At 56.7% G+C, this 20,193-nt stretch carries 21 protein-coding genes; 8 read left to right on the forward strand and 13 right to left on the reverse strand.

Features of this window, described 5'->3' with window-relative positions; all coding sequences use genetic code 11:
• Nucleotides 1–27 precede the first annotated feature (27 nt).
• Complete coding sequence (locus ABEH87_RS04585; protein ID WP_346574301.1) at nucleotides 28–663, forward strand: carbonic anhydrase; 636 nt, start codon at nucleotides 28–30, stop codon at nucleotides 661–663.
• Between the two features lie 50 nt (nucleotides 664–713).
• Here the strand turns inward: ABEH87_RS04585 and betA are convergent, their stop codons facing one another.
• From betA to betI, 3 genes are read right to left on the reverse strand one after another with little or no spacing between them, the layout of a single operon-like run.
• Nucleotides 714–2,360 carry a choline dehydrogenase gene (gene betA, locus ABEH87_RS04590; RefSeq protein WP_346574303.1) on the reverse strand — a complete coding sequence of 549 codons (1,647 nt, stop codon included), beginning with the start codon at nucleotides 2,358–2,360 and terminating at the stop codon, nucleotides 714–716.
• A 46-nt stretch (nucleotides 2,361–2,406) separates the two neighbouring features.
• Nucleotides 2,407–3,864 (reverse strand): betaine-aldehyde dehydrogenase, encoded by a 1,458-nt coding sequence (gene betB, locus ABEH87_RS04595; protein WP_346574583.1) that lies wholly within the window; start codon nucleotides 3,862–3,864, stop codon nucleotides 2,407–2,409.
• Between the two features lie 20 nt (nucleotides 3,865–3,884).
• Complete coding sequence (gene betI, locus ABEH87_RS04600) at nucleotides 3,885–4,484, reverse strand: transcriptional regulator BetI (RefSeq protein ID WP_346574305.1); 600 nt, start codon at nucleotides 4,482–4,484, stop codon at nucleotides 3,885–3,887.
• A 556-nt stretch (nucleotides 4,485–5,040) separates the two neighbouring features.
• Here betI and dtpA point away from each other — a divergent pair.
• Nucleotides 5,041–6,534: a dipeptide/tripeptide permease DtpA gene (gene dtpA / locus ABEH87_RS04605; protein ID WP_346574307.1), complete on the forward strand. Its 1,494-nt coding sequence runs from the start codon at nucleotides 5,041–5,043 to the stop codon at nucleotides 6,532–6,534.
• Nucleotides 6,535–6,580: 46 nt separating this feature from the next.
• Here dtpA and ABEH87_RS04610 read toward each other — a convergent pair whose 3' ends face one another.
• Together ABEH87_RS04610 and ABEH87_RS04615 are read right to left on the reverse strand one after the other, a co-directional pair.
• Nucleotides 6,581–7,471, reverse strand: coding sequence for a pyridoxamine 5'-phosphate oxidase family protein (locus ABEH87_RS04610; protein ID WP_346574309.1), 891 nt, complete (start codon nucleotides 7,469–7,471; stop codon nucleotides 6,581–6,583).
• Nucleotides 7,472–7,473: 2 nt separating this feature from the next.
• Nucleotides 7,474–8,091 carry a glutathione S-transferase gene (locus ABEH87_RS04615; RefSeq protein ID WP_346574311.1) on the reverse strand — a complete coding sequence of 206 codons (618 nt, stop codon included), beginning with the start codon at nucleotides 8,089–8,091 and terminating at the stop codon, nucleotides 7,474–7,476.
• 94 nt (nucleotides 8,092–8,185) lie between these two features.
• Here ABEH87_RS04615 and ABEH87_RS04620 point away from each other — a divergent pair, with 94 nt between their 5' ends.
• On the forward strand, nucleotides 8,186–9,103 hold the full coding sequence (locus ABEH87_RS04620; RefSeq protein ID WP_346574313.1) for a LysR family transcriptional regulator: 918 nt from the start codon (nucleotides 8,186–8,188) through the stop codon (nucleotides 9,101–9,103).
• A 99-nt stretch (nucleotides 9,104–9,202) separates the two neighbouring features.
• The gene (gene gstA / locus ABEH87_RS04625; protein ID WP_346574315.1) at nucleotides 9,203–9,808 is read left to right on the forward strand and encodes a glutathione transferase GstA; all 606 of its coding nucleotides are present in this window, start codon (nucleotides 9,203–9,205) and stop codon (nucleotides 9,806–9,808) included.
• A gap of 47 nt (nucleotides 9,809–9,855) precedes the next feature.
• Here the strand turns inward: gstA and pdxY are convergent, their stop codons facing one another.
• The 5 genes from pdxY to anmK form a co-directional block, all read right to left on the reverse strand.
• Nucleotides 9,856–10,716 (reverse strand): pyridoxal kinase PdxY, encoded by an 861-nt coding sequence (gene pdxY / locus ABEH87_RS04630; protein WP_346574585.1) that lies wholly within the window; start codon nucleotides 10,714–10,716, stop codon nucleotides 9,856–9,858.
• A gap of 81 nt (nucleotides 10,717–10,797) precedes the next feature.
• The gene (tyrS, locus tag ABEH87_RS04635) at nucleotides 10,798–12,072 is read right to left on the reverse strand and encodes a tyrosine--tRNA ligase (protein ID WP_346574317.1); all 1,275 of its coding nucleotides are present in this window, start codon (nucleotides 12,070–12,072) and stop codon (nucleotides 10,798–10,800) included.
• Nucleotides 12,073–12,210: 138 nt separating this feature from the next.
• Entirely contained in the window at nucleotides 12,211–12,867 is a 657-nt protein-coding gene (pdxH, locus tag ABEH87_RS04640; protein WP_346574319.1) for a pyridoxamine 5'-phosphate oxidase, read from the reverse strand.
• 64 nt (nucleotides 12,868–12,931) lie between these two features.
• Nucleotides 12,932–13,252, reverse strand: coding sequence for an MliC family protein (locus ABEH87_RS04645; RefSeq protein WP_346574321.1), 321 nt, complete (start codon nucleotides 13,250–13,252; stop codon nucleotides 12,932–12,934).
• Nucleotides 13,253–13,315: 63 nt separating this feature from the next.
• Complete coding sequence (anmK, locus tag ABEH87_RS04650; RefSeq protein ID WP_346574323.1) at nucleotides 13,316–14,434, reverse strand: anhydro-N-acetylmuramic acid kinase; 1,119 nt, start codon at nucleotides 14,432–14,434, stop codon at nucleotides 13,316–13,318.
• Nucleotides 14,435–14,711: 277 nt separating this feature from the next.
• Between anmK and ABEH87_RS04655 the strand changes: the two genes are divergently transcribed.
• The gene (locus ABEH87_RS04655) at nucleotides 14,712–15,176 is read left to right on the forward strand and encodes a glycine zipper 2TM domain-containing protein (protein WP_346574587.1); all 465 of its coding nucleotides are present in this window, start codon (nucleotides 14,712–14,714) and stop codon (nucleotides 15,174–15,176) included.
• Between the two features lie 48 nt (nucleotides 15,177–15,224).
• On the opposite strand, the gene slyA is transcribed toward ABEH87_RS04655, so the two are convergent.
• A complete protein-coding gene (slyA, locus tag ABEH87_RS04660) occupies nucleotides 15,225–15,668 on the reverse strand; it encodes a transcriptional regulator SlyA (RefSeq protein ID WP_346574324.1) in 444 nt (147 codons plus the stop codon).
• Between the two features lie 140 nt (nucleotides 15,669–15,808).
• Between slyA and ABEH87_RS04665 the strand changes: the two genes are divergently transcribed.
• The 3 genes from ABEH87_RS04665 to ABEH87_RS04675 are packed head-to-tail and all read left to right on the forward strand — an operon-like array spanning nucleotide 15,809 to nucleotide 18,930.
• Nucleotides 15,809–16,045 (forward strand): DUF1656 domain-containing protein, encoded by a 237-nt coding sequence (locus ABEH87_RS04665; RefSeq protein WP_346574326.1) that lies wholly within the window; start codon nucleotides 15,809–15,811, stop codon nucleotides 16,043–16,045.
• A 4-nt stretch (nucleotides 16,046–16,049) separates the two neighbouring features.
• Entirely contained in the window at nucleotides 16,050–16,907 is an 858-nt protein-coding gene (locus ABEH87_RS04670) for an HlyD family secretion protein (RefSeq protein WP_346574328.1), read from the forward strand.
• 7 nt (nucleotides 16,908–16,914) lie between these two features.
• On the forward strand, nucleotides 16,915–18,930 hold the full coding sequence (locus ABEH87_RS04675; protein WP_346574329.1) for an FUSC family protein: 2,016 nt from the start codon (nucleotides 16,915–16,917) through the stop codon (nucleotides 18,928–18,930).
• A 35-nt stretch (nucleotides 18,931–18,965) separates the two neighbouring features.
• On the opposite strand, the gene ABEH87_RS04680 is transcribed toward ABEH87_RS04675, so the two are convergent.
• Nucleotides 18,966–19,862: an aldo/keto reductase family oxidoreductase gene (locus ABEH87_RS04680; protein WP_346574331.1), complete on the reverse strand. Its 897-nt coding sequence runs from the start codon at nucleotides 19,860–19,862 to the stop codon at nucleotides 18,966–18,968.
• A gap of 86 nt (nucleotides 19,863–19,948) precedes the next feature.
• Nucleotides 19,949–20,188 carry a DUF1289 domain-containing protein gene (locus tag ABEH87_RS04685; RefSeq protein WP_346574333.1) on the reverse strand — a complete coding sequence of 80 codons (240 nt, stop codon included), beginning with the start codon at nucleotides 20,186–20,188 and terminating at the stop codon, nucleotides 19,949–19,951.
• Nucleotides 20,189–20,193 lie beyond the last annotated feature (5 nt).

Below are 20,193 nucleotides of genomic sequence, written 5' to 3' on the forward strand. Positions count from 1 at the left end.
GCCATTATTCAGAACAGAGAATTTGCTATGCAACATATCATTGAAGGTTTTCTAAACTTCCAGAAAGACATTTTCCCACACCAGAAAGAGTTATTCCGCAGCCTTGCGTCAAGTCAGAATCCTAAAGCGTTGTTTATCTCCTGCTCCGACAGTCGTCTGGTGCCGGAACTGGTTACCCAGCAGGAACCGGGACAGCTCTTCGTGATCCGCAATGCCGGAAACATCGTCCCGTCCTTCGGCCCTGAGCCGGGCGGCGTATCGGCGACTATCGAATATGCCGTGATGGCACTGGGCGTGACGGATATCGTGATTTGCGGCCACTCTAACTGCGGTGCGATGAAGGCTATCGCCACCTGTCAGTGCCTGGACGCGATGCCCGCGGTCGGACACTGGCTGAAGTTTTCTGACGCAGCAAAAGCGGTGGTCGAGAAGAAGACCTATGCCAGCGAAGAGGAAAAAGTGAATGCGATGGTGCAGGAAAATGTCATTGCGCAGTTGAACAATATTAAAACGCACCCTTCCGTTGCGGTGGGCCTGCGTAATAATGCGCTGCGTCTGCACGGCTGGGTGTATGACATTGAAAGCGGAGCCATTCGGGCGCTGGATAAAGACAGCAAAGAATTTGTGCTGCTGTCAGAAAATCCGACCGTCTGCTTCGAATAGAACCCTGTTAGCGGGGCGACCGAAAGGTCGCCCCGCCAGGCCCGTATACGTTAACGGGTCAGCTTATAGTATTCCGCTTCTGACAACGGCAGCGGCGCTTTGCCGCGGATGGCGTCAGAAATTTTCTCCGCGATCATCACCGTCGGCGCATTCAGGTTACCGGTGGTGATCTGCGGCATGATGGAGGCATCCACCACGCGCAGGTTGTTGATACCATGCACTCGCCCTTCTGCATCCACCACGGCCATCTCATCGGTTCCCATGGCGCAGCTGCCGCACGGGTGATAGGCGGTTTCCGCATGCTCCCGGATGAAAGCATCGATCTCTTCATCACTCTGCACATGGATCCCCGGCTGTAGCTCCTCACCGCAGTACTCAGCCAGCGCTGGCTGGCGCATTATCTCTCGCGTCAGACGCACCGCGTTACGGAATTCCACCCAGTCGCGCTCTTCAGACATGTAGTTGAAGAAGATCGACGGTGCCGCATACGGATGTTTAGACGTCAGCTTAATGCGCCCCCGGCTCATCGAACGCATCGGCCCGACGTGCGCCTGGAAGCCATGCTGTTTCACAGGGCTGCTGCCGTTGTAGTTGATCGCCACCGGCAGGAAATGGTATTGCAGATCCGGCCAGTCGGGCTGGTCATCACTGCGGATAAAACCGCCCGCTTCGAACTGGTTGCTGGCACCCACGCCGGTTCCGTTGAACAGCCATTCAGCACCGATAGCCGGCTGATTCCACCACTGCAACGCCGGGTAAAGGCTGACCGGTTTCTTACAGCCGTACTGCATATAGACTTCCAGGTGGTCCTGTAAGTTACGCCCCACGCCCGGCAGCGCGTGGACAACCTCGATATCCAGTTCGCGCAGCCACTCTTCAGGGCCGACGCCGGAACGTTGCAGGATCTGCGGTGAGTTAATCGCACCGGCACACAGCAGCACTTCACGGCGCGCTTCGGCCTGCTCCTGCTTGCCGTTGCGCAGCCAGGTGACGCCGCTGGCGGTTTTGCCGTCAAACAGAATACGGTCGGTCTGAGCGTGGGTGACAATCGTCAGGTTAGGGCGCTGTTTCGCCACGTCCAGATAGCCGCGTGCCGTGCTGGAACGACGGCCCTGCGCCGTGACGGTGCGGTCCATCGGGCCAAACCCGTCCTGACGGTAACCATTCAGGTCATCCGTCTCATGATGCCCGGCCTGCGTTGCCGCATCAATAAAGGCGCGGTACAGCGGGTTATTCCCCTTCTTCGGCGTGGTAACGCTGAGGTAGCCATCGCCACCGTGCCAGTCGTTTTCACCAATATCGCGCTTTTCAGCACGACGGAAGTAAGGCAGGCAGTTGAGATAGGACCAGTTTTCCAGCCCCGGCTTGCTCGCCCAGTTGTCGTAGTCCATGGCGTTGCCACGGATGTAGCACATGCCGTTGATCAGTGATGAACCACCCAGGCCTTTACCCCGACCACACTCCATGCGGCGGTTGTCCATGTGCGGCTCAGGATCGGTTTCAAATGCCCAGTTGTAGCGCTTCCCCTGCAGCGGATAAGCCAAAGCGGCTGGCATTTGGGTACGGAAGTCCCAGCGGTGATCTTTGCCGCCTGCTTCCAGTAACAGTACCGATACGTCAGCATCCTCAGTCAGACGGGTTGCCAGCACGTTGCCTGCTGAACCCGCACCAATAATGATATAGTCAAATTTCTGCATTAAACCTCCGGAAAGACTGCCGCGACGCGCACGCCGCGGCGAAAAATCAGAATGCGGACGGGTAGTCGCCCATCTCAATCAGAATAGATTTGGTTCTGGTGTAATGGTGCAGAGTTTCCAGGCCGTTTTCGCGCCCGACACCAGACTGCTTGTAGCCACCGACCGGCATCGGTGCCGGTGATTCACCCCAGCTGTTGACCCAGCAGATCCCGGCTTCCATCTGATGGATCACGCGGTGGGCACGGTTGAGCGAGGTGGTGAAAATACCTGCGGCCAGACCGTATTCGGTATCATTGGCGCGACGAATCACTTCTTCTTCATCGTCAAACGCCAGGATGCTCATCACCGGGCCAAAAATCTCTTCGCGCACAATGCGCATTTCGTCGGTGCAGTCGGTGAATACCGTTGGCTCTACGTAACACCCTTTAGCCAGTGCGCCCGAGGTAATACGTGAACCGCCTGCCAGCAGACGTGCCCCTTCCTGCTTGCCGATCTCCAGATAGGAAACCACTTTCTGACAGTGCTCTTCGCTGACCAGCGGACCAAAGTTCACCGCCGGGTCAGTCGGATCGCCGCAGTGAATACCGGCCATCTTCTCCTGCAGGCGTTTTTCAAAGGCCGGCAGCAGCGAACGCTGAACAAACACCCGCGTCCCGTTGGTACACACCTGGCCGCTGCTGTAGAAGTTCGCCATCATGGCGCCATCAACCGCACGCTCCAGATCGGCATCGTCAAAGACCACCAGCGGTGATTTCCCGCCCAGCTCCATAGTCACTGACTTCAGGTTAGCCAGCGCTGCATCGGCCATCACGCGTTTACCGGTGTTCACTTCACCGGTAAAGGAGACTTTGGCAATGCCGTGGTGCTGGCTCAGACCCTGGCCGACCGCAGCCGCACCCTGCACCACGTTGAAGACGCCGTCCGGCAGCCCGGCTTCGCTGAAGATTTTAGCCAGCGCCAGCGCGCTGAGCGGAGTCACTTCACTCGGCTTGAAAATCATCGCATTGCCGGTGGCCAGCGCGGGGGCGCTTTTCCACAGGGCGATCTGGATAGGATAGTTCCAGGCTCCAATACCGGCGCAGACGCCCAGCGGTTCGCGGCGGGTATAGACCAGCGCACTGTCACGCAGCGGGATAGACTCCCCTTCTACCGCTACGGCCATCCCGGCGTAATATTCGAGTACATCCGCGCCCGTCACAATATCGACCGCAGACGTTTCGCTAATCGGTTTACCGGTATCGGCCGTTTCCAGCTCCGCCAGCGTCTGATTGCGTTCGCGCAGCAGCGCTACAGCCTTCAGCAGGACGCGGCTGCGTTCCACAGGCGTATAACTCCGCCAGATTTTTTGCCCGGCGTGCGCGGAGGCGACAGCGTCATCAATATCCTGCTGGCTGGCGGCGGTGATTTCGGCCAGCACTTCGCCATTGGCAGGATTAACGGTAGTGAACAGTTCGCCATTACCGGCAACTTCGCGTCCGTTGATGTATAAACCTTGGCGTTTCATATCGGCCATGTCTCCTCCTTTCAGGGGGTAGGTGCGCTGTTTAGCCACAGCGCAAGATTTTGATAACAAAGCATGCGGGCCTGCTCCAGGCCCTTTTCCATCGGCTGAGGGGCCAGCGTCATCCGCAGCCACACGCCGTCGATCATCGCCGCCAGACTGGCTCCGGCAGCACGGGCCTCAGTTTCTGGCAGAACACGACGAAAATGCGCCGTCAGGTTGGAATAAAGGCGCCGGTCGTTCATGCGCTGCAGGCGGTGCAGATCCGGCTGGTGCAGGCTGTTCGCCCAGAATACCAGCCAGGTTTTCAGCACCGGTGCGGCAATCTGCGTGACATCAAAATTACCGTCAATAATGGCACGAATCTGTGCAGCCGGGTCGGGAGCTGCCTTCTGGCGATGATGCTCTAAGGCCACATACAGGTCAGACAGGATCTGCCGCATGCAGGCGTCGAGCAGACCGTTTTTGTCACCAAAGTAGTGACTGACAATCCCGGTTGAGACTCCGGCCTCTTTCGCTATTAATGCCAGGCTGGCGTCTGCCAGCCCTACCCGGTCAATCACTGTCAGCGTCGCGTTAATCAGCTGCGCCTGACGAATCGCCTTCATTCCAATTTTTGGCATGTCTTCATCGGTTTTAGCTATCGAATGAGGGTAATTGTAGTTGTTTTATATTGAACGTTCAATCAATAAAAAAATTCACCCTGGAAACAGTTTCTTTTTAACGTGAATTATCGCGTTTTTTGTGACTTTAATCACACAAAGCCGTTTTAACTGTGATTACGGGCATTCACGCCCCCTAATCACATGATTTATCGCCGTAATTTCCACCTTGTGCAGAAAATATCACTAACAAATTACCACAAGTCAGAATTTACCGTTGCCCGTACTCATCTCAGGATGATTCTCCTTACTCCGGATAAATTTCCCGCAATGTTAAATATTTAAGTCTGAATACCAGGTTGATAGTAGTCATTAAAACCACAAACCAGCAGTATCACTCTCTATAAGGCTACTATTTGCCCAAAAATCGATATTGAAAAAATGCTTGCCTCTGCGCGCACAATCGGCGAGATTATTCCGCGATTTTCCCTTTCTTATAACTATAAGGTGAGCGCACGTCCCGCGTTACACCGACTTATTTCCTGTCTCGAAACAGGTCATGAATTCAGAGGTACAAGTGTCAACTGCAAACAACAAGCCAGAGGCAGTAAGCCTCAATGCATTTAAGCAACCCCGCTCGTTTTATCTGATCTTCTCTATCGAATTATGGGAACGTTTCGGTTATTACGGTCTGCAGGGGATTATGGCGGTCTACCTGGTGAAAATGCTGGGGATGTCCGAAGCACAGTCCATTACGCTGTTCGCCTCCTTCAGCGCGCTGGTGTATGGCCTGGTCGCCGTTGGCGGCTGGCTGGGGGATAAGATCCTCGGCACCAAGCGTGTAATCGTGCTGGGTACGCTGGTGCTGGCGCTGGGCTACGCCCTGGTGGCCTGGTCCGGTCATGACGTCAGTCTGGTGTACATCGGTATGGCGACCATCGCCGTGGGTAACGGCCTGTTTAAGGCGAACCCCTCTTCTCTGCTGTCAACCTGTTATGAAAAAGACGACCCCCGCCTCGACGGTGCGTTCACTATGTATTACATGGCGATCAATATCGGGTCATTCTTCTCTATGCTGGCCACTCCATGGCTGGCGGCAGAGTTTGGCTGGAGCACGGCGTTTGCTCTGTCATTCGTCGGGATGTTGATCACCCTGGTGAACTTTATGTTCTTCCGCAAGTGGGTGAAAAATCACGGGTCGAAAGCCGACTTTGCGCCGCTGAATATCAGCAAGCTGCTGGCGACGCTGGTAGGGATTGTCGTGATGATTACCCTGGCCACCTGGCTGCTGCACAATCAGGACATTGCCCGTCTGGTCCTGGGCGTCATCGCCATCGGTATCGTGCTGGTGTTCGCTAAAGAGACCTTTGCACTGCAGGGCCATGCGCGCCGTAAGATGATTGTGGCTTTCGTCCTGATGGTGCAGGCAATCGTCTTCTTCGTGCTGTACATGCAGATGCCAACCTCGCTGAACTTCTTCGCTATCCGTAACGTTGAGCACAGCATCCTCGGCGTGACCTTCCAGCCAGAGCAGTTCCAGGCGCTGAACCCGTTCTGGATTATGATTTTCAGCCCGCTGCTGGCAGCGCTGTACAACAAGATGGGCGACCGTATGCCGATGCCGCACAAGTTTGCGCTGGGTATGCTGCTGTGTTCCGGAGCCTTCCTGGTACTGCCGCTGGGTGCCTCGCTGGCCAATGAGCTGGGCATCGTGTCGGTCAGCTGGCTGATCCTCAGCTACGCGTTGCAGAGCGTAGGCGAACTGATGATCTCCGGGCTGGGCCTGGCGATGGTGGCACAGCTGGTGCCGCAGCGCCTGATGGGCTTTATTATGGGTTCATGGTTCCTGACGACCGCCGGTGCGGCGATGGTGGCGGGTAAAGTCGCTAACCTGATGGCCGTTCCGGAAAACATTACTGACCCGCTGCAGTCTCTGCACGTGTACGGTGATGTGTTCCTGAAAATCGGTATTGTCACTGGCGTCATTGCGGTGCTGATGATGCTGACCGCGCCGCTGCTTAACCGCATGACGCAGGATGAGTCGCCGGTGCAACAGAAAGCGAATGCCTGATTGTTCACGGCATAATCAAGAGGGCGACAGCATTGTCGCCCTTTTTTTATTCCTCCCGCGTGTCGCGCGTCGAGTCAGCGTATTCCACCTCTCTTCCGGCGGCGGGTAAAAGCTGACGCAGCCGCAGTATATGCTGCGGTGTCACCGTCCAGTAGCGCTCTACTCGCCCTGTTCCCGCCGTTTCCCAGTCAATCTCCGCACGGCCCTGAATATGCAGTGCCGCCCCCTGATGAAAATCCATAATCAACAAGGCACAGCGCGGGTTGAGCAGCAGGTTTCCCAGCGTATTCATATAGCGATTTCCCGTATAATCCGGGATGCATAGCCGCCCCTGACGCAGGGTGATAAAACCCGGCAGACCGCCACGGTGTGAAATATCAGCCCCGCCGCTCTCCTGCTGGCGCTGTGCGTGGCTGGCGACAAAAAAGGTATCCGCCGCGGTAATCAGGTAACGCGCATCGGCATCAAGGGCGTCCAGCGGCTCCACCTGCAGCGTTCGCTGCTGGTCCTGCTGCGGCAGCCAGCGACGCTGGATATACTGCGGACAGTTGCCAAAGCTCTCCTGAACTGCGATCAACAGCCGGTCGCTATCGCAGCGCTCAATCAGGCCATTAACCCGGTTGCGGCGGCGGTTGGAAAGGTCGATTCCCAGGCCACCGAACGCCATGCCCGCCTGCAGTGGGGGCAGATAAGTTAACGCGTCCAGCGCAGACTGCCGCAGGGAAAGATGTCCCTCGTCAGGAGTGTCAATTAACCCGACCGCGCCATGGATAAGACCGGCCACCGGATAACCGTTCTCCCCCGGCAGCGCGAGATAAAAGGTCTGTAACGCCTGGTAAAAATGCCGGTGTTGTTCCGGCATCGTCGTGCTACTGGCGAAGCGGACCCGCTGGTAGCCTGCTTTTTGCTGCGCCAGCTGTTCCCCCTGATGGAACACCGCTACGCTTCTGCTGGCAGAGGGAGCGCCGGCAGCGCGATAAAGCCCGGCAGCGCTGCCACCCGCGCCAGCCAGCCGTTAATTGCCGGAAAGGCGCGCAGTGAGATCCCCCCTTCGGGTGCACAGGCGACGTAGGCATAGCAGGCCAGGTCGGCAATGGTCGCACGCTGCCCCACCAGCCACTGACGGTCACTGAGATGCGCCTCCAGCTGCGGCAGGAACTTCTGCGCCACCGCGACGGCGCTGGCATAGTTTTCCGGGGTATTGAACTGTTTTATCAGACGTGCTGATGCCACTCCGTAACGGATTTCTCCGGCCGCTTTCGCCAGCCACTGGTGCACCTGCACCTCTTCCGCCAGCGCCTGCGGCAGCCAGCCGCTGTCCGGGGCATAGCGTTTCACCAGCCAGATCAGAATGGCATGGCTGTCGCTAATCACCGTGCCGTCATCAACCAGCACCGGCACCTGTCCGTACGGGTTGAGCGCACGGAATTCCGCGCTGTTCCTGAGGTCGGCTCCGGCTTCAATCCACGTAGCGGAAAGGCCCAGCATACTGAGTAACAGCCTGACGCGGTGAACGTGCCCGGACAGTTCGGTGCCATACAGTGTTAATGAACTCATTTTTTATCTCCTGTTTTTTATTCAGCTTACTCTTGCTGAAAACGGAGTAAACGGGCAAAGATAGCAATTCATAATTACGAAATGTGGAATAATCATGGATAAGCTGGATGAGCTGACGGTGTTTGTCGCCGTCGTGCAACAGGGTAGCCTGGCGGCAGCAGCACGCACGCTGCAACGTTCCCCCCCTGCCATCACCCGCGCCCTGTCAGCCCTTGAAAGCCGTTTTGGGGTCAGTCTGGTTGAACGCACCACCCGTCGTCTGTCGCCCACTCCTGCCGGCCTGGCGCTGTTTGAGCGGGCAAAAAGCGTGCTGGATGAGTATCAGCAGGCGCTGCTGAACACCACTCGTCACCAGCTCAGCGGCAGGGTGCGTCTGACCGCGCCGGTGCAGTTTGGCCGTCAGCATATCGCCCCGCTGGTGCTGACGTTCCTCGACCAGTTCCCGGATATTCAGATCGATCTGGTGCTCAGTGACCGCTATCAGGACCTGATTGAACAGGGGCTGGATATGGCGGTACGCATCGGCCAGCTGCGCGACTCCTCACTGGTGGCGACCGAAGTGGGCCAGGTCCATCGCGTGCTGGTCGCCAGCCCTGACTACCTCGCCCGGCACGGCAGCCCGCTGACGCCCGCAGGGCTGGTCGATCACCACCTGATTGCCAGTGCCGCCCCTTCTGCACAGCGGGAGTGGCGCTTTGGTGATGAAGCCCGTCAGGAGCGAGTGCGTATTACGCCGCGGCTGACCGTCAATGAAGTGGAAACACAGCTGATTGCCGCCCGCGCCGGTAAGGGCATCGCCCGCCTGCTCTCCTACCAGACGTATGACGATCTGCAGCGCGGAACGCTGCGCGAGGTGCTGGCAGACTGTCGTCCCCCTTCGGTCCCGGTGCAGCTGGTCGCGCAAAACGTGAAATATATGCCTGCGCGGGTGCGCGCGCTGTGGGATCTGGCGCGTAGCGAGCTGTCCGCGCTGGAAAGCGTGAGTGCGCAGAGTGCGCGCCGGATAAAATAACCGGCAAATAAACCGTCACATTCGATCTGCCTCGCTGACTTTTTCGTCCTTCAGCAGTAAGCTTGATTCTTCGTCGTCATTCAATAAAAGGAGCGAGCCATGAAGCTGTTCTGTAAACCGGGTGCCTGTTCACTGTCACCCCATATTGTGCTGCGCGAATTGGGTCTGGATTTCACCCTGGTTACTGTCGATACCAAAACGAAGAAAACTGAACAGGGTGAGGACTACCTGTTGGTTAATCCCAAAGGACAGGTTCCCGCCCTTCTGCTCGGTGATGGCTCTGTTCTGACGGAAGGGGTCGCCATTGTTCAGTATCTGGCCGACCTGAAGCCCGACCGCCAGCTGCTGGCGCCCTCAGGCAGCCTGACCCGCTACCACACGCTGGAGTGGCTGAACTTTATTGCCACAGAACTGCATAAAGGGTTCAGCCCGCTGTTTCGTCCCACCACGCCGGAAGAGTTTAAAACGCTGGCGCGCGAGCAGCTGGAGCAGAAATTCCACTATGTGAATGCCGAGCTGAAAGAGAAGCAGTGGCTGATGGGGCTGCGTTTTACCGTGGCCGATGCCTACCTGTTTACGGTGACGCGCTGGGCTCATGCGCTGAAGCTGAATCTCAGCGGGCTGGAGGCGTTAAACGAGTGGTTTGAGCGGGTTGCCGCACGCCCGGAAGTTGTTGCCGCGCTGAAGGCGGAAGGGCTGAGCTGACACTCACGGGCAGGGCGCATTCCCTGCCCGTGATAAAAAACTGACGGTTACAGTCGCTCTGCTGCGAAATGCTGCTGCGGCTCGGCGATTGCCTGTTGCGCCGCCACCAGCTGTAATTCGTATTCGCCCATCTGGTGGGTTTTCAGCATCACTTCATAGACCGCGGCGGTGACGTGCTCCAGCGCCTGTTGCAGCGATAAGCCGTGTAGCAGGTCCACCAGCAGCAGGCCGCTGGTCAGGTCACCCACGCCCACCGGCTGACGCACGCCAAAGTCAATCAGCGGCCGGGCGATATGCCAGGCTTCATCCGCGGTGATCAGCAGCATTTCGAAGCGATCGCTGCGGTAGCCCGCCCGCGCCAGATGTTTCACCAGCACCACGCGTGGCCCTCTGGCAATCAGCGCTCGCGCCGCCGCCACGGCCTGAGCAACATCCATCACCGTTTGTCCGCTGAGCATCTCCAGTTCCAGCAGGTTGGGGGCAATAATATCGCTGGCCGGTAATGAGGCGTTGGCATGAAACTCTGCCACGCCCGGAGCCACGATGCAGCCCTTTTCCGGGTGACCCATCACCGGGTCGCAGAAATACCAGGCCTGCGGATTAGCGGCCTTGACCATACGCACAATTTCAAGAATAGCTTCGCCCTGCTCCGCCGATCCAAGATACCCGCTTAATACCGCATCACAGGTTTTCAGTCGGTCGATATCCGCAATGCCACAGGCAATCTCCCTTAAATGACTGGCAGGCATCACCGTCCCGGCCCAGTTTCCGTACTGGGTATGATTTGAAAACTGCACGGTATTCAGCGGCCAGACGTTGGCGCCCAGGCGACGCATCGGAAATTCTGCGGCGCTGTTGCCGGCATGGCCAAATACGGTATGGGACTGGATAGAAAGAATATTTTTCATCGCACTCATCGACCTTTCTTGCCATTAAAAAAGCCGGCGTTAACCGGCTCAGGAGTGGGGCTGTACCCCGTCCGATTGTTTTTATTTCCAGCTGATTAAGCTGTAGTTCTTTTTACCACGGCGCAGCAGCGTGTACCTGCCGTACAGGCGATCGTCGGCACTAAAGGTATATTCCGCATTGGTTTGCAGTTCACCGTTGATGCTGACGGATTTGGCATCGATCAGTTTACGCGCCTGGCCACGGGAAGGAGCCAGCTCCGCGTCCACCAGCGCCTGCTGAAGATCCTGGCCGGATTCCAACTCTACGCCCGGCATGCCGTCCTGCGCCAGCTGTGCCAGATCCTGCTCGGTCAGCTCGCTCAGCGCGCCGGAGAACAGACTCTGGGTGATGCGCTGCGCCGCCACCAGGCCCTCGTCACCGTGCACCAGGCGCGTCACCAGTTCGGCCAGCACATACTGAGCACGCGGCGCTTTTCCGCTGTTTTTATCTTCTTCTTCCAGCGCATTAATCTCGTCAAGGCTCAGGAAGGTAAAGAACTTCAGGAAGCGATAGACATCGGCATCGGCGGTGTTGATCCAGAACTGGTAGAATTTGTAAGGGCTGGTTTTTTTCGCATCCAGCCACACCGCGCCACCTTCGGTTTTACCAAATTTGGTACCGTCAGATTTAGTGATCAAAGGCACCGTCAGGCCAAAGACCTGGTTCTGGTGCAGACGGCGCGTCAGGTCGATACCGGAGGTGATATTACCCCACTGATCGGAACCGCCAATCTGCAGCGCTACGCCGTGACGCTCGTTCAGGCAGGCAAAGTCATAACCCTGCAGCAGGTTATAGGAGAATTCAGTAAAGGAGATGCCCTGATCGTCACGGTTCAGACGCTGTTTAACCGCTTCCTTGTTGATCATCTGGTTCACAGAGAAGTGTTTACCGATGTCACGCAGGAAGGTCAGCACGTTCATGCTGCCGAACCAGTCGTAGTTGTTAGCGGCAATGGCGCTGTTGCTGCCACAGTCAAAGTCGAGGAACGGTGCCACCTGATGACGGATTTTTTCCACCCACTCATTGACGGTATCGCTGGTGTTCAGCTTGCGCTCGGCAGCTTTGAAGCTCGGGTCGCCGATCAGGCCAGTTGCCCCACCGACTAAAGCCACTGGCTTGTGGCCGGCATCCTGAAAGCGCTTCAGGCAGAGCAACGGCACCAGATGCCCCAAATGCAAGCTGTCGGCAGTCGGATCGAAGCCGCAATAGAGCGCGATTGGTCCCTGTGCCAGTCGTTCTGCTAACGCTGCTTCATCCGTTACCTGGGCGACAAGGCCCCGCTCTTGCAATTGTTTGATCAGGTTACTGCTGGCCATCTAAGACTCCATGTAAAAAAGTCTGCACCTAAGCTGGTACACAGCTTTCCGCTGAAGCGCGGAGAGAGAAAAAATAAGGGGTATAGGATAAAGTGCCGGACCGCTGCGATCCAGCACATCGCGGCATTATTTGCGCTTTTACGGTGCCAGGCGGTCAATTTTCCACGCGTCATCTTCACGCTGGTAGAAAAAACGGTCATGAAGGCGGTGAGCGCCCCCCTGCCAGAACTCCATTGAATCAATATTGACCCGGAAGCCGCCCCAGAAACTCGGCAGTGGGATTTCGCCCTGCTGGAACTTTTGTTTCAGTTCAAGGAACTTGCCTTCAAGAATGCCGCGCGCAGAGATGCGACTCGATTGTTTCGACACCCAGGCGCCCAGCTGACTGTCGCGCGGACGACTGTGGAAGTATTTCAGCACTTCCAGCGTCGAAAGGCGCTCAACGCTGCCCAGCACCATGACCTGGCGCTCCAGCATATGCCAAGGGAACAGCAGGCTGATACGCGGATTATTTTCCAGCTGCTGTGCCTTGCGGCTGCCAAGGTTGGTGTAAAACACCATGCCTTTCTGGTCAAACTGCTTTAACAGCACAATTCGCTGGTAGGGCTGGCCCTGTGCATCCACCGTGGCGACGCTCATCGCCGTCGGGTCCGGCAGCTGTGCCTCAACCGCCTGATTCAGCCACTGTTCGAACAGCGTCAGGGGATCGGCTGGAAGGTCCTTGCGGCGCAGGCCGCCACGGGTGTATTCACGCCGCAGATGGGCAATTTGTTGCAGGTGGTCGCTATCGGTCATCGCTCTGGCTTCTAAAGGTTGGGGTTAAGGCATTGTGCGCCGCACCCCATAATAGTTCAATGGCTTAACGGGCTGGCTGCTGCAGCTGACAGTCATTAATGATGATCTTGTTGTTACGTTCAATAAAGGCGCTATCGCCCTTCGACCAGAAGACGTAGCGGTCGTCGCCGTAGCGCGTGCCTGACGCCGCAGGCAGCTGCTTCAGCACCAGCGGTTGCCCGTCGAGGATCAGGCTGACTTCACTCTTGCTGTTATCCAGTTTGACCGTTAACGGCAGCGTGCCGCAGGTATAATGCAGCGTTTTAACCGGCTCCTGAGACGCGGTTTGAAAGTAGCTGCATCCTGAGAGCGTCAGCACCAGTGCTGCGATGTACCCTTTTTTCATGGTTGATTCCTTGCGAGTTGCGGGACGTCTGCACAGGCTAGAACGTCCCCGCCGGTGATGCAATCAGCGAAAAGACCGATTTGCCGGGAATATTGCGCCGATCACGCTGGCTTCTCGCGCACCGGTGACCGACGGCAGGTTGCCCGGCAGACCGCTCAGGGTACGCCATGCCAGCCAGGCAAAAGCCAGCGCCTCCATGTCATCCCCGCTGATACCCGCCTGGTCGGTGCTCATCACTTCCGTCCCGGCTAACTGTGCCGCCAGACGCGCCATCAGCTGCGGGTTATGCCCACCACCACCGCAGACCAGCAGCCGGTCACATCCTCCGCTCAGAAGCACCTGCTGCGCAATCGTGGTCGCCGTCAGTTCCACCAGCGTGGCCTGCACATCCTGCGCAGACAGGCCTGGCCAGGATGACAGCTGTTGCTCCAGCCAGCTCAGATTGAAATATTCCCGGCCGGTGCTTTTCGGTGCGCTGAGAGCAAAGTACGGGTCACTGAGCATCTGCTGCAACAGCGGCCAGACTACGCTGCCTCCGGCCCCCCAGGCTCCGTCTTTATCATAGGGTTTCCCCTGCTGCCGCCAGACCCAGGCATCCAGCAGCATATTGCCAGGCCCGGTATCATAACCGCGCAGCATCTGACCCGGCAGCAGCAGAGAGAGGTTAGCAATACCGCCAATATTCAGGACCATACGGCGCTCGGTGGCATGCATCAGCACGGCATGATGGAAGGCAGGAACCAGCGGTGCCCCCTGCCCGCCCAGCGCCATATCACGCCGCCGGAAGTCACCGACGACGGTGATCCCCGTGGCCGCGGCGATCTGATTGTTATCCCCGATTTGCAGCGTATTCGGCGCATCGCCCTGCGGTTCGTGCCACACGGTCTGGCCGTGGCAGCCAATGGCCGTAATTTCGTCCGCAGACAATCCCTGCTGTTTAAGCAGAGCCAGCACCGCTTCAGCAAACAGACGCCCCAGCCGGGTGTCCAACTGCCCCAGCTCTGACAGCGTCAGCGACTGCCCCTGACAAATCGCCAGGATTTGCTGGCGCAGCGCCTGTGGAATCGGATGGCTGTAGCTGGCCTGCTGCGCCACCATATGTTCGTCGATCACCGCCAGCACCACGTCGATACCATCGAGACTGGTGCCGGACATCACACCGATAAATCGCCCTGATTTCATGCCTTTGCCTTATCCCATCTGCGGGGTGTCAGTTTCATGCTGCCAGCCTGACAAAATAACGGTGGCAATTCTATCGCTTTAGTCATTTTTTACGCTTACGGGTAACACTTTACTTTTTTTAATTGTGATTGAATCCACGTTTAATCACTGGAAGTTATTTTTATGTGTTGCTTTACAAACTATTCGTGAGAAACGCTCGGCTTGTATCTTATAATAGCGTTGTTAACCGCTGTCCGATAACTTGCAGCACTGGCTATACATAGGAGTTTTAATGAAAATGATGCGTTTATTAGTCGTGGCGCTTGCCGGGATAACGCTGGCAGGTTGCGTGAATGACAACACCTTATCCGGTGACGTTTACACTGCCTCCGAAGCTAAGCAGATGCAGACTGTCACCTACGGTACGGTTGTTCATGTCCGTCCGGTGCAGATTCAGGGTGGGGATGACACCAACGTTATCGGTGCTATTGGCGGTGCCGTGCTGGGTGGTTTCCTCGGCAATACCGTTGGTGGCGGTACGGGACGCAGCCTGGCAACAGCCGCAGGTGCAGTAGCCGGTGGGGTTGCAGGTCAGGGCGTTCAGGGTTCTCTGAATAAGAGCCAGGGCGTTGAGCTGGAAATCCGCAGAGATGATGGCAGCAGCATTATCGTGGTACAGAAACAGGCAGCCAGTCGTTTCGCTGCCGGTCAGCGTGTAGCGATGGCCTCCAACGGCCGTGAAGTGACCGTTTCTCCGCGTTAATCACCCGCGTTAACCTGAAAAAAAACCGGCTTTATATGCCGGTTTTTTTTATTCGTCCCTTCCCTGAAGTTCCAGGATGTTTTTTTCCAGCCTGGCAATCAACGTGACCATCTTGTCGATTTCCGGCTGAGAAATGCCGGCCAGGATGTCATCCCGCGTGGCGTCTATCACATGCTCAACCTGAGAGATGATCGGCTCTGCCTGGGCCGTGAGGCCGATGCGTTTCGCACGGCGATCGCTGGAGCAGGTACTGCGCGTGATCAACCCCTTTTCTTCAAGCTGGTCCAGCGTGCGCACCAGCGAAGGCTGTTCAATGCCAATCGCTTTTGCCAGCTGAATCTGGGACTGTTCCGGTGGCAGTTGATGGATGTTATGCAGCGTCACCCAGTGAGTCTGCGTCAGCTCTAACGGTTTCAATCTCTGATCAATTAATGCGCGCCAGATGCGCACTAATCTTGCCAGGTCTGTTCCCAAAGGCGTATCCAATTTCAACTCCTTATAATTAGCTTGCTAGCTATCAAGCATGATTTTAGACTATTCTGCGAGTTTACAGAACAAAATACAAATCCGGCACAGAGATGGAGGTATTGCGTTCCTCGTCACCTGCGAAGCATTGTTCAGAAGGATGTTGTGTGATCGCCTCAATATTGCCTGCGACAAGCCCCATCACCGAACTGGTGTTGGGGTCGTCACTGTTTTTTCCACCGCTGTTTAAGGCCGTTCTGCTCGGATTCTTCCTCTGGCTGTTACTTCATCCGCTACTGCGCGACTGGATGTACTCAGGTGAGATCTGGCACCCCACGCTGCTGGATCTTTCCCTGTTTATTCTCTGCATTGCCGCTTCGCTGGGGCTGTTAATCATCGGGTAACGTCATGAAACTCAGTTCATTAAAATACTTTTCCACGCTGATATTTTTCACCGCCGCCCTGTGTGCGGGCTGGTGGCTGTGGAACTTCTATATGCAGTCTCCGTGGACTCGCGACGGAAAGGTCAGAGCCGAACTGGTCAATATCACTCCGCAGGTTTCCGGCCGTATCGTTCACCTTGATGTCGAAGATAACCAGTTCGTGACCAAAGGCACACGCCTGTTCACGCTGGACGATGAACCCTACCGTATTGCCATACTGAACGCCGAAGCCCAGCTGGCAAAAACGCAGTCGGACCTGGTAAAAGCACAGCATGAGGCAAAACGCCGTCAGAATCTGCCGCGCAATGTGATCTCAGCTGAGGATCTTGATGTTGCTAACCTGACCGTCAAAACCATGGACGCGACAATGAAAGCGGCCAAAGCCGAGCTGGACCGCGCGCGCTGGGACCTGTCGCAAACCGAGGTTTACGCCCCGGCAGACGGCTGGATTAACAATCTTGAGACCCGCATCGGTAACTACGCCACCAGCGGATCGCCGCTGTTTGTGCTGGTCGACAGTCACTCTTTCTATGTGATGGGCTATTTTGAAGAGACCAAACTGCGCCATATCCACACCGGCGCGCGTGCTGACATCACACTGTACAGCGATAACCGTCCGTTAACGGGTGTGGTGCAAAGCATTGGTCGTGCCATTTACGATCAAAGCGTTGAGTCTGACAGCGGGCTGGTGCCGGATATCAAACCCAACGTTCCCTGGGTCAGACTGGCTCAGCGTGTCCCGGTGCGTATTCGTCTCACCGGGCTGCCGCCCAATTCAACCCTGGTCGCCGGAACAACCTGCACGATTTCAATCCGGCAGTGAGGGCAGCATGAACCTGAGCTGGCTGGAGTGGCAGCAACTGCCGTGGGTAAAAGCCACCGCCGGACAGTGGCGCTACGCGTTGCGTAATAGCATTGCCATGTGTCTGGCACTGAGCATTGCCTATGGTCTGCAACTGGATGAGCCTTACTGGGCGATGACTTCTGCGGCAGTCGTCAGCTTCCCCACGGTCGGTGGGGTAATCAGCAAAAGTCTCGGGCGCATCGTCGGCAGTATGCTGGGTGCAACGGCCGCGCTGATGATTGCCGGACATACGCTGGATGAACCCTGGCTGTTTGTGACGGCGATTGCCAGCTGGCTGGCGCTGTGTACCTGGGTGTCGAATCATTATCAGAATAACGTCGCCTACGCTTTTTCTCTGGCCGGTTACACGGCGGCGATTATCGCCTTTACCAGCGTTAATCAGGTCGAGATTGACGGCATCTGGACTATTGCTCAGGCGCGCGTGTGCGAAGTGATCTCCGGCATTCTGTGTGGCGCGCTGATGATGATGATCCTGCCGAGCACATCTGACGGCGACACCCTGATTCATTCGCTGAAAGGGCTGCACAGCAAGCTGCTCGACCACGCCATGCTGTTACTGCAAAAGGATGAGACTGCCACGGTACGCCGTGCGCATGAAAATGTGATTGGTGAAATCCTCACCATGAACCTGCTGCGTATTCAGGCATTCTGGAGCCATTATCGCTTTCGGCGCCAGAATAATGTGCTTAATTACGTCCTGCACCAGCAGCTGCGCCTGACCAGCATTATCTCCAGCCTGCGGCGGATGTTGCTCAACTGGGAAAATCCCCCCGATGAGCTGTTCACGGCAATAAATGCGTTGCTGAGCGCGCTGGCGCGGGGGGAGACAGATAAATATTTACTGGCACGTATCCTGCAACGTGCCGCAGCGAAAAACCCGGCAGATTACCGGCATCACGCTTTCTGGCAACAGCTGCATTACTTCTGCTGGCTTTACCTGAATATTACCCGCTGGCTGCGGCTGTTTGAGCGCGCTGATAGTCATAGCTGGCTGGTGCCGCCGGCCGTGCCCGCGCTGGCACGTGAGTCTGATGGCGCCGAGGCAGGCTGGAATGCGCTGCGCACCTTTGCGGTGATCGTTATCGGGTCTGCTTTCTGGATCACCACCCAGTGGGACGCCGGCAGCTCCGCGCTGACGCTGGCCGCGATAAGCTGCGTTATCTATTCATCCGCCCCCTCACCGGTGAGCAGCATTTCGCTGCTGCTGAAAACGCTGGGGCTACTCTCTCTGTTCACCTTTGTGATGAAATTCGGTGTTATGGTGCAGGTCACGGTACTCTGGCAGTTCCTGATCGTGCTGTTTCCGCTTCTCATCACGCTACAGCTTTTCAAATTACAGCAAAATAAGCGGGCAGCCCTGTGGGGCCAGCTGATAGTTTTTATGGGATCGTTTCTCGCCGTCACCAATCCACCCACTTATGATTACCAGAGTTTTATCAATGATAATCTTGCCAAAATAACTGGCGTAACCTTCGTCTGGCTGGCCTATATGATCCTGCGTCCCAGTTCAGATAAACGCCGCAGCAGACGCCATATCCGCGCTCTGCGCCGCGAGTTTATTGACCAGCTGGGCAGACACCCGCGCCACAGTCTGAATACCTTTGAATCACTGGTGTATCACCGCATCGATCAGCTGAAAAACAGCCGTGACGAGCAGGCGCACCTGTGGCTGATGCGCTGGGGTGTGGTGGTGCTGAACTGCTCGCATATTGCCTGGCGACTGCGCGAATGGAAAACACCCTCGCCTGCGCTGGTGGATATGCGCGATGCCGTCCTGCACGATCTGCAAAATATTATCAGTGAGAGAGGCATTCAGCATGTCTCTCTTAACGAGACGTCAGGCACGTTACAGCAGCGGATTGACCTGCTCAGTGAAGGAGGGCAGCGAGAGGAGATCGAACTGGCGGGAATGATCTGGCGGTTAAACTGCTCGCTGTCGCAGCTGAAACCCGCACCGGTATCCGCGTCTTCACCAGCCTGATTTCAAGCCTGCTGGTGAAGACATTTTACCTGACGTTAAGGCACGTCAAACCCAAGTGACGCTTTACGGATGCGGAACCACTGCTGGCGCGATAGCGTGATATTGACGGCGTTAGCCGCTGCACGCACCCGGTCAATTTTACCGCTGCCAATAATCGGCAGCGGCTTCGACGGCAGTTGCCGTATCCAGGCGTAAATGACCTGTTCGATGTTCTCTGCGCCAACTTCCTGCTGGATCAGAAGCAGTTCGTCGCGCAGCGGCTGGTATTCTTCCCCGGTGAACATGCGTCCACCTGCCAGACATGACCACGCCATCGGCCTGACCCGCATCTGCTGGCACTGGTCCAGCGTCCCGTCCAGCAGCAGAGGCTGGTGTACCGGAGAAATCTCTACCTGATTGGTCACCAGCGTAAACGGCAAGCGCGACTGCAACAGCGAATACTGCATCGGGGTGAAGTTCGAAACACCGAAATGTTTCACCTTGCCACTCTGATGCAGCTGAATAAACGCGCTGGCGACCTCATCAGCATCCATCAACGGGTCCGGGCGGTGGATCAGCAGCAGATCGAGATAATCGGTATTGAAGTAGCGCAGTGAGTTCTCCGCGCTGTGGATAATGTGGGCAGCATCCGTAATGTAATGCCCCAGCGCATGTTCCGGGTTTGCCGTGGTGGCAATACCGCATTTTGTCACCAGCTCCAGACGCTGACGCAGCGAGGGTTGCAGGCGCAGCGCTTTGCCGAATTCCGCCTCACACAGGTAACCGCCGTAAATATCCGCGTGATCCACGGTAGAGATACCCAGTTCAAGGTGCTGCTCGATGAATTCAACCAGCTGCTGCGAAGTCATCCCCCACTCCATCAGCCGCCAGTACCCCATGACCAGCGGCGAGAAAAGGGGTCCCTGTGGGGCGATCTGTTCGCGTTGTAACATCTTCTTATTACTCCCGTTGTTAAAATAGCTGAGCGCATAATACGCCATCATCTCCGGGCAACAACAGGGTCGGGTCAAACACCGGGTTAAAACAGCGTCGGCTGTTCTGGCGCATCCGGCACATCCGGACTCTCCTCACGTCGCTGACGCAGAAAGCGCTGGCGGCACAGGCGCAGGACCTCACGCTTTTGCGCATCGCTGAAACTCATCCAGTTGAAGCGTTCGTCACGACTGCGCAGGCAGCCGCGACAGTATCCGCGATCGTTTACCTGGCAGATCCCCCGGCACGGGCTGGGTACCGGGAAAAACTCTAATTGTTCAGCCACGGCTC

The sequence above is a fragment of the Erwinia sp. Eh17-17 genome (assembly GCF_039675725.1).
Taxonomy (GTDB): Bacteria; Pseudomonadota; Gammaproteobacteria; order Enterobacterales; family Enterobacteriaceae; genus Erwinia.

What these genes read in the sequence shown, in the direction of transcription:
- ABEH87_RS04655 (WP_346574587.1), top strand. Translation starts at nt 14,712, where the DNA reads ATGATGCGTTTATTAGTCGTGGCGCTTGCCGGGATAACGCTGGCAGGT.
- ABEH87_RS04670 (WP_346574328.1), top strand. Translation starts at nt 16,050, where the DNA reads ATGAAACTCAGTTCATTAAAATACTTTTCCACGCTGATATTTTTCACC.
- ABEH87_RS04680 (WP_346574331.1), bottom strand. Translation starts at nt 19,862, where the DNA reads ATGTTACAACGCGAACAGATCGCCCCACAGGGACCCCTTTTCTCGCCG.
- betA (WP_346574303.1), bottom strand. Translation starts at nt 2,360, where the DNA reads ATGCAGAAATTTGACTATATCATTATTGGTGCGGGTTCAGCAGGCAAC.
- ABEH87_RS04675 (WP_346574329.1), top strand. Translation starts at nt 16,915, where the DNA reads ATGAACCTGAGCTGGCTGGAGTGGCAGCAACTGCCGTGGGTAAAAGCC.
- pdxY (WP_346574585.1), bottom strand. Translation starts at nt 10,716, where the DNA reads ATGAAAAATATTCTTTCTATCCAGTCCCATACCGTATTTGGCCATGCC.
- betI (WP_346574305.1), bottom strand. Translation starts at nt 4,484, where the DNA reads ATGCCAAAAATTGGAATGAAGGCGATTCGTCAGGCGCAGCTGATTAAC.
- ABEH87_RS04585 (WP_346574301.1), top strand. Translation starts at nt 28, where the DNA reads ATGCAACATATCATTGAAGGTTTTCTAAACTTCCAGAAAGACATTTTC.
- pdxH (WP_346574319.1), bottom strand. Translation starts at nt 12,867, where the DNA reads ATGACCGATAGCGACCACCTGCAACAAATTGCCCATCTGCGGCGTGAA.
- ABEH87_RS04615 (WP_346574311.1), bottom strand. Translation starts at nt 8,091, where the DNA reads ATGAGTTCATTAACACTGTATGGCACCGAACTGTCCGGGCACGTTCAC.
- betB (WP_346574583.1), bottom strand. Translation starts at nt 3,864, where the DNA reads ATGAAACGCCAAGGTTTATACATCAACGGACGCGAAGTTGCCGGTAAT.
- gstA (WP_346574315.1), top strand. Translation starts at nt 9,203, where the DNA reads ATGAAGCTGTTCTGTAAACCGGGTGCCTGTTCACTGTCACCCCATATT.
- ABEH87_RS04620 (WP_346574313.1), top strand. Translation starts at nt 8,186, where the DNA reads ATGGATAAGCTGGATGAGCTGACGGTGTTTGTCGCCGTCGTGCAACAG.
- tyrS (WP_346574317.1), bottom strand. Translation starts at nt 12,072, where the DNA reads ATGGCCAGCAGTAACCTGATCAAACAATTGCAAGAGCGGGGCCTTGTC.
- ABEH87_RS04645 (WP_346574321.1), bottom strand. Translation starts at nt 13,252, where the DNA reads ATGAAAAAAGGGTACATCGCAGCACTGGTGCTGACGCTCTCAGGATGC.
- anmK (WP_346574323.1), bottom strand. Translation starts at nt 14,434, where the DNA reads ATGAAATCAGGGCGATTTATCGGTGTGATGTCCGGCACCAGTCTCGAT.